This is a genomic window from Corallococcus sp. CA041A, from assembly GCF_003612075.1.
Lineage (GTDB): Bacteria > Myxococcota > Myxococcia > Myxococcales > Myxococcaceae > Corallococcus > Corallococcus exiguus.
On the sequence record NZ_RAWF01000241.1, the window covers coordinates 1 to 15,313 of the forward strand.

Here is a 15,313-nt window from a genome sequence, read left to right on the forward strand (position 1 = left end):
TGTATAAGAGACGGGGAGGGCGCGATGCGGGGACGGGCGTTCGGGGCCTGGATGCTGTCGTGGGCCCTGCTGTGCTCGGGGCCGGCCTTCGCGGCCGAGACGACGAAGATGCCCCCGGGCCTCACCGGTGGCTGGGGCGGGGCGCGCGGCCTTCTCTTCGAATTGGGTGTGGCGCTCCAGGTCCGCTACGTGACGGAGCTCGCCTTCAACGCGCGTGGTGGCAAGGGCCATGCGCTGCGGCAGGCGGGCCAGCTCAACGTGGGGCTGGGCCTGGACATGGAGAAGCTGGCCGGGCTCAAGGGCGGCACCTTCCAGTTCACGTTCACGTACCGCAACGGCAACAACCTGAACGCGGACATGGAGCTGGGGAACCTCCAGCTGGTGCAGGAGGTGTACGGGCGCGGCAACGTGGGGCGCCTCACGCAGCTCTGGTGGGATCAGCTCTTCTTCGGCGAACAGGTGCACCTGAAGCTGGGGCGCATGACGGTGGGCGAGGACACGGCGGACTTCCCCTGCGACTTCCAGAACCTGTCCTTCTGCGGCGCGCAGCCCGGCAACATCGTGGGCAACTACTGGTTCAACTGGCCGGTGAGCCAGTGGGCCACGCGGCTGCGCGTGGACCTGGCGAAGGTGGCGTACGTGCAGCTGGCCGCGTACGAGATGAACCCTCGCAACCTGGAGGAGGCCTTCTATCTGGGGCGCTTCAGCGGGGCGACGGGCGTGATGCTGCCCCTGGAGCTGGGCTGGAACCCGAAGTTCCGCGGCGACCGGCTGGAGGGGCTCTACAAGGTGGGCGTCTGGTACGACACGTCCAACGCGCCGGATGTGTTGCTGGCCGGCGTGGAGCGCGATGGGAGATACGGCATCTACTTCGTCGCGCGCCAGCAGCTCACGCACGTGGCGGGCTCGGAGAACGAGGCGCAGGGCCTCAACGTCTTCGTCCGTCTGACGCACACGGACCTGGACACCTCCACGCAGGACGGCCAGTACACGCTGGGCCTGGGCTACACGGGCGTGTTCGGCCGGGCGGATGACGACGTGGGCTTCGCGCTGGGCGCCACGCACACCAACGGGCGCTACGTCACCGCGCAGCGGCAAAAGCAGGCGCAGGACCCCGGCACGCCCATCCCTCGCACGGAGTACCTGGGCGAGCTGTACTACAGCCTCCATGCGACGCCGTGGCTCGTGCTGCGGCCCAACTTCCAATACATCCGCCCCGGCGGTGACGAGGACGCGCGCAACATCATCGTCCTGGGCCTCAAGGGGGCGCTCACCCTGTAGGGCATGTGGGGAGAGGGCCCCCTTTCCGTGCCGCTTCGCGGGTGGCCTAGAGTGGGGCCATGGCCTTGTCACCCTCGTGGGATGCGTGGCTGTCGGAGAACCTGCTGCGGGGCGTGCCTGAGGAGGCGCTGGCCCAGGCACTGGTCGCCGGAGGGGTGGCCCCAGAGGAGGCTCGTTCGGAGGTGGTGTCGCTCCTGGACGTGCGCGCGGCGCTGCATGCGCAGTCCCGCAGGACGGTGGATCGGCGGCGGGGCGTGTCCGCGGAGGAGTTCCAGGCCCGCTACTACCGTGCGCACCGGCCCGTCGTCCTGGAGGACTTCCTGCAGGGCTGGCCGCTGTTGGAGCGCTGGCGGCCGGAAGCGCTGGCGCGGGATTACGGCGACGTGGAGGTGGAGGTCATGGCGGGCCGCGAAGCCCGCGTGGACCATGACGTGTCACCGGATGCGTGCCGCACGGTGATGCGCCTGGGCGACTTCCTCCGCCGGCTGGAGCACGGCGGGCCGTCCAACGACCTGTACCTCACCGCGCGCAACTTCGCGCTGGAGCGGCCGGAGCTGCGGGGGCTGCTGGAGGACCTGCGGCCGGCCCCGGGCTTCGTGTACCCGAAGCGGCAGCACGGGAGCATCAAGCTGTGGGTGGGGCCCGCGGGCACGCACACGGCGCTGCACCATGACGTGGACTCGGTGCTGTTCTGCCAGGTCCACGGGCGCAAGCGCTTCTGGCTGGTTCCGTCGTTCGAGACGCCTCGCCTGTACAACCGCGAGCACGTGTGGAGCCCGGTGGACGCGGCGGCGCCGGACCTGGAGCGCTTCCCGGACTTCGCCACCGCGCACGTGCACGAGGTGGTGGTGGGCCCGGGGGAGATGCTCTTCATCCCCGTGGGCTGGTGGCACCAGGTGCTCGCGCTGGACGTGAGCGTGTCGCTGACGTTCCAGTCGCTGGAGGTGCCGGGCGGAAACGCGCGGTGGCACACCTTCGGTTGAGGTGTGCCCTCCGCTTCAATGGCTTGCGTCAGCCGTTGAGGTTTTCGTCCTTCGGCGTTTCAGGAAGGGGCGGTGTGGACGGCGGCGGCGTGGGCGATGGTGTTTCAGGCGTCCGCTTCCGGCTGAGGTCCTCCTGCGCGGGATCACAAGGGGGATTGGGGTTCGGGACGATCTTGTATGAGTTCTCGGGAGGCGTCATGGAGTCCGCTCGGGGTGGATGTGAACGACCCAAATGGTTCAGCCCGATTCAAGGGGGCTGGCGATGACGTCTTCCCTCCCCCCTGTATGGAGAACGTGGCTCGCGGAGAACCTTGCGCGTGGGGTGTCTTCCGAGAGCCTCGTGGCCCGTCTGGAGACGGCTGGAATCGCGCCAGAGGTTGTCTGGGAAACGATTCGGGCCGCGGAGATACATCCAGCGGTGAAGCGGGCGCGTGAATTCACGACACGTCTGGGATTGCTTGAATCACTGCTGGAGACACGGTCGGTGTCGCGACGGCAGGCATTGCCCTCGTCGCGCGTGGAGCGGCGGTCCCGGCTGGCGCCAGCGGAATTCTTCACGGATTACTACCGGCGCAACCGGCCGGTTGTCATTGAAGGCTTGATGGAGGACTGGCCGGCGCGAACGCGGTGGACGCCCGGGTGGATGGCCGAGCGTTTCGGTGACGAGACGGTGGAGGTGATGGCGGGGCGCGATGCGCAGGAGCTGCCGGACCTGCATGCGGACCGCCTGCGCCGGGACGTGCCGCTGCGGGAGTTGCTGACGCGGTTCGACGGTGCGCCGGCGAACGACATGTATCTGGTGGCTCGAAACAGCCTGCTGTTGCGTGACGCGTTCCGGCCGCTGCTGGAGGACCTGCGTGCGCCGGAGGGATACATCCATCCGGACCTGCATGGGCCCGACCGCGTGCACCTGTGGCTGGGGCCGGCGGGGACGCTGTCCAACCTGCATCATGATCACCTCAACGTCCTGTTCTGCCAGGTGTGGGGTCGCAAGCAGGTGTGGCTGGCGCCGTCGTGGGAGACGCCGTGGATGTCCAACGTGCGCGGCTTCTACAGCGCGGTGGACGTGCTGGCGCCGGACCTGGAGCGCTTCCCGGACTTCGCTCGGGTGGCGTTGCACACGGTGGAGGTGGGGCCGGGGGACACGCTCTTCATCCCGGTGGGGTGGTGGCACGCGCTGCGGGCAGTGGAGCCGAGCCTGTCGGTGACGTTCGTGAGCTTCGAAGAGACACCTGGGATGAACACCTGCTGGCGGGAGGGCTGGCTGGGCGCCACGCCTCCGGAGGAGCACCGATGAGAGCTTCGCGTGAAGTGGAGGCGGGGACCTCGCCGCTGACACCCGAGTGGCGGCGGTGGCTGGTGGAGAACCTGGTGCGCGGTGCGTCGGCGAAGGAGCTGGTGGCGTCGCTGGAGAAGGCCGGGGTGTCGGCGGAGCAAGCGCGGCGGGCGGTGGAGGTGGAGCAGGAGGAGCCCTTCGTCGCGGGCGCGCTGCGCGCGGTGGGCATGCAGCGGAAGCTGGAGGGGCTGCTGGACGTGTACGCGGAGCTGTTCCAGCAGACGGATGGACCGCCGCGCGTGGACCGTCATGCCGCGCTGACGCCCGCCGCGTTCTTCGAGCGCTACTACTTCGACAACCTGCCCGTGGTGCTACGGACGGAATGGCGCGCGTCGTTGGAGCCGGAGGCCTGGAGCCCCGGGAACGTGGCCTCGCTGTTGGGCGAGCGCGAGGCGAGGCACGCGTGCTGCGTGCCCCTGTTCGAGGACTCGCGGCTGGAACGCCTGGCCCGGGGGCTGACGCCGCTTCGGGGCTTCACGGCGGAGGACGCTCGTGCGTGCGAGCCCCGTCTGTGGTGGGAGCCGCCCGGCGCGGAAGTGCCCCTGCGCGCGGCGCGGCGCAACGTGCTGCTGGCGCAGGTGCATGGGGAGCGGCGGCTCCAGCTCGTTCCGGCTTTCGAGTTGCGGCGGATGGCCCTGGCGTCGCCGGAGCCTGACGACGCACCCCTGCGCCTGGACGTGACGCTGTCGCCGGGAGAGTGCCTGCTGCTGCCGGTGGGTTGGTGGTACGGCTTCAGCGCTCCCGGGGGCGGCGTCGCTGTCTCATTCGAGGCCTTCGCGCTGCCGGAGCCGAACGTGACGTGGGACGCCGACGCGGAGCCCCAGCCTTCGCCGCTGCCTCCTCGCGACTGAGGGTCGCGGGCGCTACTGATACAGCAGCACCTTGTCCACCCAGCGCATGTTGGGTTGCTTCTTGTGCCAGTCGAGGCGCTCGGCTCGCAGCGCCTGGGAGGGCTCCTCGCCGGACTGGATGCGTTCGCGCACCGCGCGGAAGAAGGCGCCCGCGTCGTTGGGGATCTCCGCCGTGGCGGCGAAGACGGCCCTCGCTCCCGAGGCGACGAACGCCTGCGGCAGCGATGACGTCTCATGCAGGATGGGCGGGAGGCGGGCCGCGCTGCATGCGCCCAGCACCACCAGGGGGGCGCCGTGCAGATGCCGACGGCGCAGCTCCTCCGCTGTGAGCGCGTAGCGGCCGTCTTGCTGCGACGACAGCGCGATGACCGTGGCGTCCGACAGCGCGCGGTCCACCATTCCGTGCGCGTGGATGTCGATGTCCGTGGCCTGCTCCATCGCCTCCAGCACGCGCTCGGGCGTGGCCTGTGCGCCCTTGAGCCGCAGGAGCCGCTGCGCGCCCGCCAGGTCCACGTCCGCCGCCGAGGGCAGCCGCGCCAGCTTCAGCGTCAGGGGCGGCTCCACATCCGATACCACGACGTGCAGGGGCGGCTTCGCGGGGGACGACGCGTGCGCGCCCGTGCTGACCCGGTAGCTCCAGGCCAGCTCCACCGGCAGGATGCCCGCGCGGCTGTCCAGGGGCGGCGCGGCCAACACCGCCACGCGGGGACAGTCGCGCAGCAACTCCACCAGCTCGCCGGGCACCAACCCCGTCAGGTCATCGCGCAGGGGCACCGTGCGCGATGCGTCATAGTGGCCCTGCACCTGGCCGCGTGGACCGCGCACCACTGTCACGGTGCGCTCCGCCTCCACCGCCGCGGCCAGCACGCAGCCCTCCGGCACGGGCACCTGGAGGCTTTCGGCCACCACGTCCATGGCCTCCCGGAAGGCCCCGGCGTGGCCCGCGCTCACCGCGAGCGTCTGGAAGGCCACCGCCCGGGCGTCGCGCGCATCCGCGTTCACCCGCAGGAGCGGCTCCGCCTCCGCGATGGTCTGCCGCAGCACCCGCTGGCCCTCGCGCCAGTCGCGGTCCACCGCGAAGCGCCCCCGGATGAGCGTGGCCAGCACGCGCCGGCCCGCGTTCTCGCGAAGCGGACTCACCCGTGCCAGCTCCGCCATCAGGAGTGCTTCGTCGGTTGGACGGGGCGCCAGCCGCGCCAGGTCCGCGAGGATCCACGCGCCCTGGAGCCCGGGCGTCTGGCCGCACGCGAGCGATTCCTCCATCTCCTGCCGCGCCTCCTGCGGACGGAAGCGCATCAGCGCCAGCGAGGCCAGGTTGCGGTGCGCCTGCGTGCGCGCCACGCAGTTGTCGGGCTGACGGGCCAGGGACTCGGTGAGATAGGCGCGCGAGAGCGCCACCCGCACCTGGAAGCGCGTCGCGTTGGCCAGCATCACCAGCGCCTGCCCTTCGCGTTCCCATTCGCCCAGCGCGGCGGCCTCCTGCCACGCGGCCCTCGCGGACTCCTCGCCTTCCACCAGCCGGTTCGACGCGGTCGCGCGGCTGCTCAACCGGATGAGCAGATCCACGCAGCGCAGGGGCAGCTTCTTCGCGCGGCACTCGCCCAGCGCCTCCCGCAGCCGGTCCCCGGCCTGCGTCCCCTGGCCCGACAGGTCGTCCAGCCGCGCGCCCTCCTGCTCCACGCGCGAGAGGATCCAGGGATCCGTCTCGCCCACCGTCAGGGCGCGCAGCTCCTCGTGCGTGCGCGCCACGCCCGGCGTCCGCAGCAGCGCGCCCAGGAGCAGGTCCTTCGCCGTGGGCTCCTGGCGCAGCCGTTCGATGAGGCTCGCGGGGGTGGGGTGCGTGTCTTGAACCAGCTTCGCGTACTCCCGCGCGAGCGGCGCCCGGCGCGCGAAGTCCTGCACCGCCAGCCGCCGCACGGTGTCCTCCAGCACGGTGCCCCCTCCGGCCGCGTGGTCCAGCACCTCCGCGAGCGGCAGCAGGGCCTCCACCTGTGCGGAGCTCTCCGACGTGGCCAGCAGCTCGTAGAACGACTCGCGCGCCATGCCCGGGAAGCGGGCCGCGGCCTCCACCGGCAGGGGCGCCTGGGGCGAGCGCAGCCGGGCGTGGAAGGCCTCGCGCGTGGCCTTCCATGCATCCGCCCGGGCCTGGAACCGGGCGCGCAGCGTCCGCGCCTGCTCGCGCGCCTCGTCGCTCCAGCCGGGCTCGCCCTTCGCGGCCACCGCTTCGAACGCCGTGGCGGAGAGGAGCGTCAACCCCAGCTCGCGCGCCACCACGGCGCGGTTCCATCGCGCCTGCGGGTGCTCGGGCATGGCCTCCAGCGTGGCGTCCAGCAGGGTCAGGGCTTCGTCGGAGTGGCCGCGCAGGATGGCGACGGCGGCCAGGTCACTGTCGCGGTCCAGCGAGGGCGACGCGCGCTTCAGGTACGCGAGCCCCTGCTCCGTGTCGCCATGCAGCAGGTAGCTGACGCCCACGCCGTGCGCGTCGCCGCGCTCCTCCAGGCTGGACAGCGCGCCCAGGGGCACCGGCGGGGCCAGCACATCTCGTCCCCGCGGGGGCGCATGGGGGCGGTACACGTCCGCGGCGGGGAGGCTCAGCCGTACTTCCAGGGGACGGTGGGCCGCGTCCGAGAGCCACAGCGCGGGCGTCTCCGGCCCGGCGCCTCGCTGTTTCCAGGCGCGCACGGCGACGAAGCCCAGCGCCATGCAGAGCGCCAGGGCCACGAGTCCCCAGACGCGCGCCACGCCTGTGCGCCCCGGAAGGCGCGTGCCTCGGGGCGTTTGCCGCATGCCAGCCATCCGGGGCCTCCCGCGTGCCCCCGCACCATCTCCGCGGGTCCTGCGGGGCCCAGTCTACGGCCAATGCCCCCGGGCATGACAGACCCGGGGGCGAGGAGGTGTCCGGAGGTGTGACGCCTACTCCACCTTCAGGGGGGGACGGGTGGCCTCCACGACGCGGTGGATGGGGTACAGCTCGCCCACCGTGAGGCTGTCATCCAGGAACTGCCAGCGGCAGAAGCCGTCGTCCGAGTGCGGCTCCAGCAGGTATGTGATGAGCGTGCCCGTGCGCTGGTCGGTGGGGACCTTGAGGGTGCCGGCGGGGAACTCGCGCTCGGAGCGCTCGGGGGCCACGGTGAGGATGGTCTCGAAGCGCACCGGCTTGGGCTTCTGGCTCAAGGGGACTTCGTCCTGGCCAGGGGGCGGCACGTTGGCGGCGACGTCCGGGCTGAAGGTCTGCTCGCGGCGCGCGATGCGGTAGCTGTCCACCTGGAAGCGCTGCGCCTTGGCCAGCTTCTCGAAGCGGATGCCGTGGCCTTCCAGCCGGGACGCGAGCGACGCGGGCACCAGGTACGCGGACGGCGTGCTCACCGACTGCGTGGGCACGAAGGTGCGGTAGTGCGGCGTCTTGTAGACCTTCTTGCGCTTGCCCGGGTAGCGGCGCGCCTGGATGCTGGCCTCGTCGAAGGAGTTGATGGCCGCGATGTCCTTGCCCAGCACGTAGGCCGGGTAGTCGAACACCAGCGCCCCTTCCGCGTCGCGCTGGGCGACGCCGAAGTTGATGCCCACCCATTCCTTCGCGTCGGGGGACTTGCCGCGCGCGATGATGGTGGCCTCCTCGAAGGACGTGGCGGTGCGGTAGTCCTTCGCGTAGCGGGCGGCGTCGCGGATGAGCTCCAGCACCCACGCGCGGATGACGGCGCAGCGGCGGGGGAAGTCGATGTAGCTGTAGGTCTCCAGCAGCACGTCCAGCCGGCCCAGCAGGCCCCGGTAGTGGCTGCCGAAGCGGGGCAGCGCGGGGTAGGTGTGCCAGCCGGAGGTCGGGTCGCCTTCCTTGAGGAAGTTGCCGTACCAGAAGCTGTCGAAGCCGTGCTTCTTCTTCACGGCGGCGGACACGCGCTCGGCCAGCTCGCGGTTGAAGTCCCGCGACATGTGCATGAGGTCCGCGTTGCCGTGCGGGATGTCGAAGGTGAGGTCGAAGCCGTGGATGCTGCCGTCGGTGGTGTGGCAGTCCACGAAGAGGTGCGGCCACCACGTCTGGTACAGCTTCGCCATGGCGCGCGTCTCCGGCGCCTCCTGCTTCATGTTGTCGCGGTTGAGGTTCCAGCCCTCGCCCGTGTAGCGCATGCCCACGCCACCGGGCGGGTTGACCTGGCCCTCCAGGTTCTTCAAATCCAACGCGCGGTTGCCCTTGCTGATGCGATCATTGCCGTCCGGGTTGAAGTTGGGGACGAACACGAGGCACAGCCGGTCCAACAGCTTCTTGCCCAGCGACGTGAGCGTGAGGTCCCGCGCGAGCGCCTGGAGGGTCTCCTTGCCCTCCACCTCGCCGGCGTGGATGTTGGCCTCCACCATCACGATGATCTTCTTCTGCTTGTTCGCCAGCTCCGGCGTGAAGCAGTTGCGGTCGCTGAGGATGAGCGCCATGAGCGGCTGACCTTCACCGCTCTGGCCGAAGTCCACGCGCTTGGCGAGCTTCGTCTGGGCACACAGGGCGTCGACGAAGGCGACCACGTCGGCGCTGCGGGACGTTTCCTGGTAGTCGGTGGCTTCCGCGCGGGTGAGCAGCTTGGGAGTGGGCATAGGTGCCGCGCATCCGAGCGCTCCGGCCCTGCCGCGTCAAGCACGCGCGATAGGGGGCCGTCTTGCCGCGCCGTGGCGGTGTCCCATATGAAACCCCGACGAAATTGTGCAGTGGAGGGGGCCTCATGATGCGCAGTGATCAGCGGCACGTCTGGGGCGTGTTGTTGGCGGGCGCCGCGGCGCTGTCTGGCGCCGGCTGCAAGAAGGAGCAGCCTGCGACGGTGGACGCCGGCGTGGCGGCCGTGGCCGTGGTGGACGCGGGCACCCGGGGGGTGGACGCGGGGACGGTGGCGAACGGGGGGAAGCCGCTGCGCTTCTCGAACGTGGGGCTCCAGCGCGCGGAAGACGGCAGAGTGACCGTGACCTACACGCTCACCAACCCAGGCACGGCGCAGGCGCGCGAGAAGGTGTGCCTGATGCTGCTCGACGCACATGAGCTGGCCATCGAGGTCGGGGGGATGGGGAGCATCACCGTGAAGGGCGGGTTGGAGGACACGTTCGAGGACCGGGTGTACGTGGACGACCTGAAGTGGAACCAGGTCCGCTCCTTGAGGCTCTTCACGACGGCGGCCAACGACTACTGCTCCGACACGCCCATCAAGCCTGCCAGTGAGCCCTTCCGGATGCTCCCGACGGGAGCCCCCGCACCCGCGGACCTACCGCTGCCCGATCCACCCCCGGCGTCGCTGGCGGAGGACTTCGAGGTGTCCGGCCTCCAGCTGCGCCAGGCCGGGACTCCGGAGGGCCCCTCCCTCACCTTCACGGTGAAGAACGTGAGTGACCACCGGACCTCGGGGGCGGGATGCCTGCGGGCCTACGCGCAAGAGGGCTCACCCGCTTTGGAAGAGGTCGAGGTCGGGGAGTTCGACATGGCCCCGAAGGCTTCGTCGACCCAGACGGCCCCCGTCGCCTTTCATCGCGCCAGACACTGGGAGGAGGCGACGGTGCTGCGCTTCTTCGTGGGCCCCTATGGCTGCGTGATGTCGGAAGGGGCAGGCGGCCCGGGCCATCCCGTCACCCTCCCGGAGAAGGCCGGCAGCGAAGAGGTTCATCATGATGCGGAGTGATTGGCCGGTGCGGATCCTGTGCGTGCTGCTCCTGTGCGGCGCGGGGGTGTCCGGGTGCAAGAAGGAACAGCCCCAGGCGAGCGCGCCGGTGGACGCGGGCGTGGTGGCCACGGCCCAGGCGGGGGGCCCGGAAACGAAGCCGGTGGCGAAGGTGGCGAAGCCGCTGAAGTTCTCCGGCGTGACGCTCAAGCGGAACCCGCACTTCGTGAACGTCACGTACACGCTCACCAACCCGGGGACGGCGCAGGGACGTGGGGAGTCCTGCCTGGCGCTGCTCGACGAGATGGGCTTCGTCACCTACGAGCGGAACCTGGGAAGCATCACCGTGAAGGGCGGCACGGACGACGTCTTCAACGACAACGTCTACCTGCCGCAGGAGAACTGGGATTCGGTCCTGACGGTGCTGCTGTACACGGTCAAGGGGGGGCGCTGCGAGGGGGCCGACTTCCAGGCGGCCAGCGAGCCGTTGCGACTGCGTGCCACGGGAGAGCCCGCCTCCGCGGACGCGCCGGCCCCCCGACGGCCAGGAAGACTGGAGCCGGGAGAAATCGAGCTGTCCGGCGTCAAGCTGTGGCAGGGAGGCGAAGGCGACGAGTACCAACTCCGATACACGCTGAAGAACGTGAGCAGGCGGCGCATCAATGCCCAGGTTTGCGTCCAGGGGTATGGAACGGACGAGGACGTGAGCGAGGACAGGGCCTCCGTGTTGGCAAACAACCTGAGCATGCACAGTCTGGCGGCCGGGGCGACAAAGACCTTCACCGAAAGGGTCGACCTCTCGGACAGCCAGCGTTGGGACGAGGTGGTCGCGCTGGACGTGTTCCTCGATGCGCGGGGATGCGAGTCGAAGCCGGAGAAGGCGCCGGTCCGTCTGCGGTTCGACAAGCCCGCGAACGTCCACGCCCCCCGTGAGGGATGGCCGCCGCTGGACGCGCGCGATGCCTTCGACCCCGAAGAGGAGACGACGGAAGAGGAAGCGCCCAGCGCCGAACCCGCCGAGGATGAGACGGGGATGGACGAGAGCGACGCCTACGAGCCCGAAGAGGAATTCCCTCAGACACCGACGCCTTCGGATGAAGAGACGGCGGACTGAGGGCCGCGCCATGGACCTGACCACATCCCCGCTGTTCGAACGGCTCCAGCGTGCGGATCACGTGCTCCTCGCGGGCGCGGGAGGCGGCTTCGACATCTACTGCGGCCTGCCGCTGTATTTCCGGCTGCGCGCGATGGGCAAGCGCGTGTCGTTGGCGAACCTGAGCTTCACGGTCCTGGACCGCGTGGATGGACGCGTCGTGGCCCCGGGTCTGATGGAGGTCCGCGCGGAGACACAGGGGCCGGCGCACTACTTCCCGGAAGGCGTGCTCGCCCGTTGGTTCCAGGCGCGAGGCGAGTCCGTCTCCATCTACTGCTTCGACAAGGTCGGGGTCGCGCCGTTGAGCGCGGCCTGGGTCGCATTGCAGAAGGAGCTGGGCTTCGACACGGTGGTGCTGGTGGATGGCGGCACGGACATCCTCATGCGCGGGGATGAGGCCGGGCTGGGCACACCGGAGGAGGACATCTCCAGTCTGGCGGCGGTGGATTCGCTGACGCTGCGGGACAAGCTCATCGTCTGCCTGGGCTTCGGCGTGGATGCGTTCCACGGCATCTGTCACGCGCACTACCTGGAAGCTGTCGCGGACCTGAGCCGGCGCGGGGCCTACCTGGGCGTCACCGCGCTGCTGCCAGGGATGCCGGAGGTGGACCGCTACCGCGAGGCGGTCATGTTCTCCTCCGAGGAGATGGCCCGGCGCCCGAGCATCGTGTCGCTGTCGGTGGTGGGCGCCATCGACGGGGACTACGGCGACCAGCACCGCACGTCGCGGACGCAGGGCAGCAAGCTGTTCATCAACCCGCTGATGAGCATGTACTGGGCCTTCGACCTGGACGCCGTCGCCCGGCGCTGCCTGTACCTGGACCAGCTGCGGGATACGACCACGAGCTGGGAGGTGTCAGCCTGCATCGAGACCTTCCGCGCCCGGCACCCCACGAAGTCGTGGGAGGACATTCCCGTCTAGCGGCCCGGGCGGCCGGGGGCTGACAGGCAAGCGGCGCCTTGGGGCCTTCCGAGCGGGGAAGCGGGACTCCGCCCGGAAGCGGGCGTGCCTACGTTTCACCCCAGAGGGCCGGGACCCTCGGGGAGACGACCATGTGGACACGCCACTTCAACGGGCTCGTCGTGCTGGGTGTGATTGGAACGGTGAGCTTCACTGCGGGGTGCAATGAGCGCCAGCAGCAGGCCGTCAACGAGAACGCCCGACAGGCCGGGCAGGAGGTAGGCGAGGCCGCCAAGGACGTCCAACATGGAGCCAGCCGGGCCGCGGAGAGCATCCGCGAGTCCAGCCGCGAAGCCGCCGACGGATTCCGGGAAGGCGTGGGCGGCTCGGGTGACACGACTTCCGAGGAACAGAAGGCCGACGAGCGGAGCGGGGACGGGCCGGACATCGGCCGCAACCCGGGCGTCATCAACGACGGGGAAGGGCCGCTGGAAGAACGCTGAAAGACGCAACGCGCCGGACACGCCGCGGCCCGGCGGTGTGTTTGAATGTGGACCATGGTTGTGGCCCCAGCCCTCCGTGGTCCCCTTCAGTCCCTTCTACGCGTGTCGTGCCTGTTGCCGTGCCTGCTGACGGTGGCGTGCGTGACGACGCACGAGGCGACGCGCGCCCCCACGTTGGAGGAGAAGTGCGACGGCGGGAGCGCCTGGGCCTGCGAGACCTGGGCGAAGCAGCTCCAGGTGGACAACCGGACGGAGGAGGCGGACCGGGCCCTGGGGCTCGCGTGCGCGATGGGCTCCACGTCCGCCTGCCTGTCGCAGGGCAAGGACCGGCTGTCTCGGGGCGACCTGGACGGCGCGGAGTCTCCGCTGCGCAAGGCGTATGAGGAGGACTCGGAGGAGGCCACGCTGGCGCTCGCGGACCTCGAGGACGCGCGCGGGGACGTGGCGGGTGCGGCGCACTTCCGTTACGAGGCGCTGTCCATCGACAAGTCGACGACGGAGTTCGCGTTCGGCTGGCGCGTCCCGTTCGACGGCGGCATGGGCCTGGCGATTGACGTGAACGTGCAGCCCATGGGGCTCAAGGCCCGGCGGCTGACGCTGGGCGCCAACATCAGCATGGACCCGAAGCGGGTGTCGCTGAACGCCACCGTGGGCTACCAGCACTTCGTGACGAACTGGTTCGCGCCCTATGCCCGGGCGCTGGTGGGCCCGTACATTGATGACTCGGCCTCGCGGCGCACCCCCATCAACCTGGGCGCCGAGGTGGGCATGAAGTTCTTCGCGGGCCCCCTGGGCCACCTGGGCACCGGGTTCGGCACCTCGCTGGACGGCTCCACCTACTACTTCCTCCAGGCCGGTCTGGACTGGGTGCTGACGCTGGTGGTGCTCGCGCACATGTGAGGGCTCAGGCCACGCCCAGCTTGGGGCACACGTCGTTGAGGAGGCACTCCGAGCACTTGGGCTTCTTGGCCACGCAGGTGTAGCGGCCGTGCAGCACCACGGCGGGGCCGAAGAAGGTCCAGTCGTCCTTGGGCACCCGCTTCATCAGGTCCGTCTCGATGGCCTCCGGCTTCTCCTGCTTCGTCAGGCCCAGGCGCTGGCTGACGCGGGCCACGTGCGTGTCCACGATGATGCCGGAGGCCTGCTGGAAGGCGGTGTTGAGCACGACGTTGGCCGTCTTGCGCGCCACTCCGGGCAGCTCCACCAGGTCCTCCATGCGGTCGGGCACCTCGCCCTTGTGGGCGTCCAGCAGCGCGCGGCTCATGGCCTGCACCGTCTTGGTCTTCTGCTTGAAGAAGCCGGTGGGCTTGAGGTCCTCTTCCAGCTCCGCGGTGTCCGCGTCCGCGAGCGCCTGGGGGCCGTCGTACTTCTTCCACAGCTCGGCGGTGACGCGGTTGACGCGCTCGTCGGTGCACTGCGCGGCCAGGATGGTGGCCACCAGCAGTTCGAAGGGCGTGTTCCAGTTCAGCTCGTACTTCGCGTCGGGATACTTCTCGCGAAGGCGTTCGAGCACCACGGGGACGAGGGCGGCGGGTTTCATGGGTGGGTCCTCACATCGACCGTTCGACGAGCGCCGTCAACTCCGCGTCCGTGAGCGGGAGCGGATTGCCCTTCATGCTGCTGGCGGCGCGGGCCTTGGTGACGAGTTCCGGGATGGCCGCGTCGGTGAGGCCCATGTCGCGCAGGCCCCGGATGCGCACGGCGTGGACCAGGTCCTTCACCCAGAGGATGCCGTCCTCGGCGCGGGCGTTGGACTGGCCGGTGAGCAGCACCGCCAGCTCGCGGAAGCGGGGCAGGGCGGGGTGGTCCGGAGCACGCGAGCGCAGCGCCTCCAGGTTCAGCTCCAGCGTGGCCCCGAGCAGCGCGGCGCACAGCGCGCCATGGGCCGCGCCGAGCATCCCGCCCAGCGGCGCCGCGAAGCCATGCACCGCGCCCAGGCCTGAGTTGGCGAGGCACAGGCCACCGAAGAGGCTGGCGATGGCCAGGTCTTCGCGCTCCGCCGGGCCGGGGCCGTGCAGCACCGCCTTGCGCAGGGAGCGCGCTGAACGCTGCATGCCTTCACGGGCGAGCGCGTCCGTGAGCGGCTGGGCGCGGATGGACAGGAACGGTTCGATGAGCTGTGACAGCGCGTCCAGGCCGCCGGCCGCGAGCACGTCCGCGGGCGCATGCTCCAGCAGGTCCGGGTCCACCAGGGCGACGCGGGGGAGCATCATCGGGCTGCGCAGGCTGGCCTTCACGCCGGCCTCCTTCGAACCCAGCACCGCGTTGCGCGTCACCTCCGAGCCGGTGCCCGCCGTGGTCGGCACGGCCACGAACGGCAGCGACGGTTTCGTCAGGGCCTGTCCCCGGCCGATGACCTCCAGGTAGTCCAGCGGGTCGCCCCCGTTGGCGGCGAGCGCGGCGATGGCCTTGCCCGCGTCGAGCGCGCTGCCTCCCCCGATGGCGACCACGGCGTCACAGCCTGCGTCCACGGCGGCGGCGGTGCCTTCGCGTGCGAGTTCGACGGTGGGCTCGCCCGGGACGCGGAAGGAGGCGGAAGGGATGCCCAGCCGTTCGAGCCCCGCGCGGACGGGTTCGGCGCGGGCGGGGCGGGTGCCGGTGACGAGCAGGACCTTCCGGCCGCCGAGGCCGCGCACGAGGTCGGGGACTTCCTGGACGCGGCCCGGGCCGAAGAGGACGCG

Annotated in this window: 13 protein-coding genes; 9 read left to right on the top strand and 4 right to left on the bottom strand. The window is 70.5% G+C overall.

The features are described 5' to 3' along the window. The 4 genes from D7V77_RS32440 to D7V77_RS32455 form a co-directional block, all read left to right on the top strand. On the top strand, window positions 1-1,281 hold a 1,281-nt coding region (locus D7V77_RS32440), incomplete at its 5' end, for a carbohydrate porin (RefSeq protein WP_233597368.1). A 59-nt stretch (window positions 1,282-1,340) separates the two neighbouring features. Further along, the gene (locus D7V77_RS32445; RefSeq protein WP_120580150.1) at window positions 1,341-2,264 is read left to right on the top strand and encodes a cupin-like domain-containing protein; all 924 of its coding nucleotides are present in this window, start codon (window positions 1,341-1,343) and stop codon (window positions 2,262-2,264) included. Window positions 2,265-2,748: 484 nt separating this feature from the next. Next, on the top strand, window positions 2,749-3,561 hold the full coding sequence (locus tag D7V77_RS32450; RefSeq protein ID WP_120580151.1) for a cupin-like domain-containing protein: 813 nt from the start codon (window positions 2,749-2,751) through the stop codon (window positions 3,559-3,561). Continuing rightward, window positions 3,558-4,451 carry a hypothetical protein gene (locus tag D7V77_RS32455; protein WP_147452230.1) on the top strand — a complete coding sequence of 298 codons (894 nt, stop codon included), beginning with the start codon at window positions 3,558-3,560 and terminating at the stop codon, window positions 4,449-4,451. The genes D7V77_RS32450 and D7V77_RS32455 overlap by 4 nt, the downstream gene beginning before the upstream one ends. A gap of 12 nt (window positions 4,452-4,463) precedes the next feature. Here the strand turns inward: D7V77_RS32455 and D7V77_RS32460 are convergent, their stop codons facing one another. Further along, the gene (locus D7V77_RS32460; RefSeq protein ID WP_147452231.1) at window positions 4,464-7,238 is read right to left on the bottom strand and encodes a CHAT domain-containing protein; all 2,775 of its coding nucleotides are present in this window, start codon (window positions 7,236-7,238) and stop codon (window positions 4,464-4,466) included. 126 nt (window positions 7,239-7,364) lie between these two features. Next, complete coding sequence (locus D7V77_RS32465) at window positions 7,365-9,029, bottom strand: M14 family zinc carboxypeptidase (protein ID WP_120580154.1); 1,665 nt, start codon at window positions 9,027-9,029, stop codon at window positions 7,365-7,367. A gap of 125 nt (window positions 9,030-9,154) precedes the next feature. Here D7V77_RS32465 and D7V77_RS32470 point away from each other — a divergent pair, with 125 nt between their 5' ends. The 5 genes from D7V77_RS32470 (at window position 9,155) to D7V77_RS32490 (ending at window position 13,532) form a co-directional block, all read left to right on the top strand. Beyond that, on the top strand, window positions 9,155-10,096 hold the full coding sequence (locus D7V77_RS32470; protein WP_120580155.1) for a hypothetical protein: 942 nt from the start codon (window positions 9,155-9,157) through the stop codon (window positions 10,094-10,096). Continuing rightward, window positions 10,083-11,189 carry a hypothetical protein gene (locus D7V77_RS32475; protein ID WP_120580156.1) on the top strand — a complete coding sequence of 369 codons (1,107 nt, stop codon included), beginning with the start codon at window positions 10,083-10,085 and terminating at the stop codon, window positions 11,187-11,189. The genes D7V77_RS32470 and D7V77_RS32475 overlap by 14 nt, the downstream gene beginning before the upstream one ends. A gap of 10 nt (window positions 11,190-11,199) precedes the next feature. After that, complete coding sequence (locus D7V77_RS32480) at window positions 11,200-12,150, top strand: DUF1152 domain-containing protein (protein ID WP_120580157.1); 951 nt, start codon at window positions 11,200-11,202, stop codon at window positions 12,148-12,150. Window positions 12,151-12,281: 131 nt separating this feature from the next. Further along, on the top strand, window positions 12,282-12,632 hold the full coding sequence (locus D7V77_RS32485) for a hypothetical protein (protein WP_199733927.1): 351 nt from the start codon (window positions 12,282-12,284) through the stop codon (window positions 12,630-12,632). Window positions 12,633-12,734: 102 nt separating this feature from the next. After that, window positions 12,735-13,532, top strand: a complete 798-nt coding sequence (locus D7V77_RS32490) for a hypothetical protein (protein ID WP_120580158.1) — start codon at window positions 12,735-12,737, stop codon at window positions 13,530-13,532. A gap of 4 nt (window positions 13,533-13,536) precedes the next feature. Here the strand turns inward: D7V77_RS32490 and nth are convergent, their stop codons facing one another. After that, window positions 13,537-14,172 carry an endonuclease III gene (gene nth / locus D7V77_RS32495; RefSeq protein ID WP_120580159.1) on the bottom strand — a complete coding sequence of 212 codons (636 nt, stop codon included), beginning with the start codon at window positions 14,170-14,172 and terminating at the stop codon, window positions 13,537-13,539. A gap of 10 nt (window positions 14,173-14,182) precedes the next feature. Continuing rightward, window positions 14,183-15,313, bottom strand: a 1,131-nt coding sequence (locus D7V77_RS32500; protein WP_233597369.1) for an iron-containing alcohol dehydrogenase, incomplete at its 5' end; no start/stop codon positions are given.

Bases quoted from the DNA above. Each gene is read 5' to 3' on its own strand.
- D7V77_RS32465 (WP_120580154.1), bottom strand. From the start codon at position 9,029: ATGCCCACTCCCAAGCTGCTCACCCGCGCGGAAGCCACCGACTACCAG.
- D7V77_RS32460 (WP_147452231.1), bottom strand. From the start codon at position 7,238: ATGCGGCAAACGCCCCGAGGCACGCGCCTTCCGGGGCGCACAGGCGTG.
- D7V77_RS32455 (WP_147452230.1), top strand. From the start codon at position 3,558: ATGAGAGCTTCGCGTGAAGTGGAGGCGGGGACCTCGCCGCTGACACCC.
- D7V77_RS32470 (WP_120580155.1), top strand. From the start codon at position 9,155: ATGATGCGCAGTGATCAGCGGCACGTCTGGGGCGTGTTGTTGGCGGGC.
- D7V77_RS32475 (WP_120580156.1), top strand. From the start codon at position 10,083: ATGATGCGGAGTGATTGGCCGGTGCGGATCCTGTGCGTGCTGCTCCTG.
- D7V77_RS32445 (WP_120580150.1), top strand. From the start codon at position 1,341: ATGGCCTTGTCACCCTCGTGGGATGCGTGGCTGTCGGAGAACCTGCTG.
- nth (WP_120580159.1), bottom strand. From the start codon at position 14,172: ATGAAACCCGCCGCCCTCGTCCCCGTGGTGCTCGAACGCCTTCGCGAG.
- D7V77_RS32480 (WP_120580157.1), top strand. From the start codon at position 11,200: ATGGACCTGACCACATCCCCGCTGTTCGAACGGCTCCAGCGTGCGGAT.
- D7V77_RS32485 (WP_199733927.1), top strand. From the start codon at position 12,282: ATGTGGACACGCCACTTCAACGGGCTCGTCGTGCTGGGTGTGATTGGA.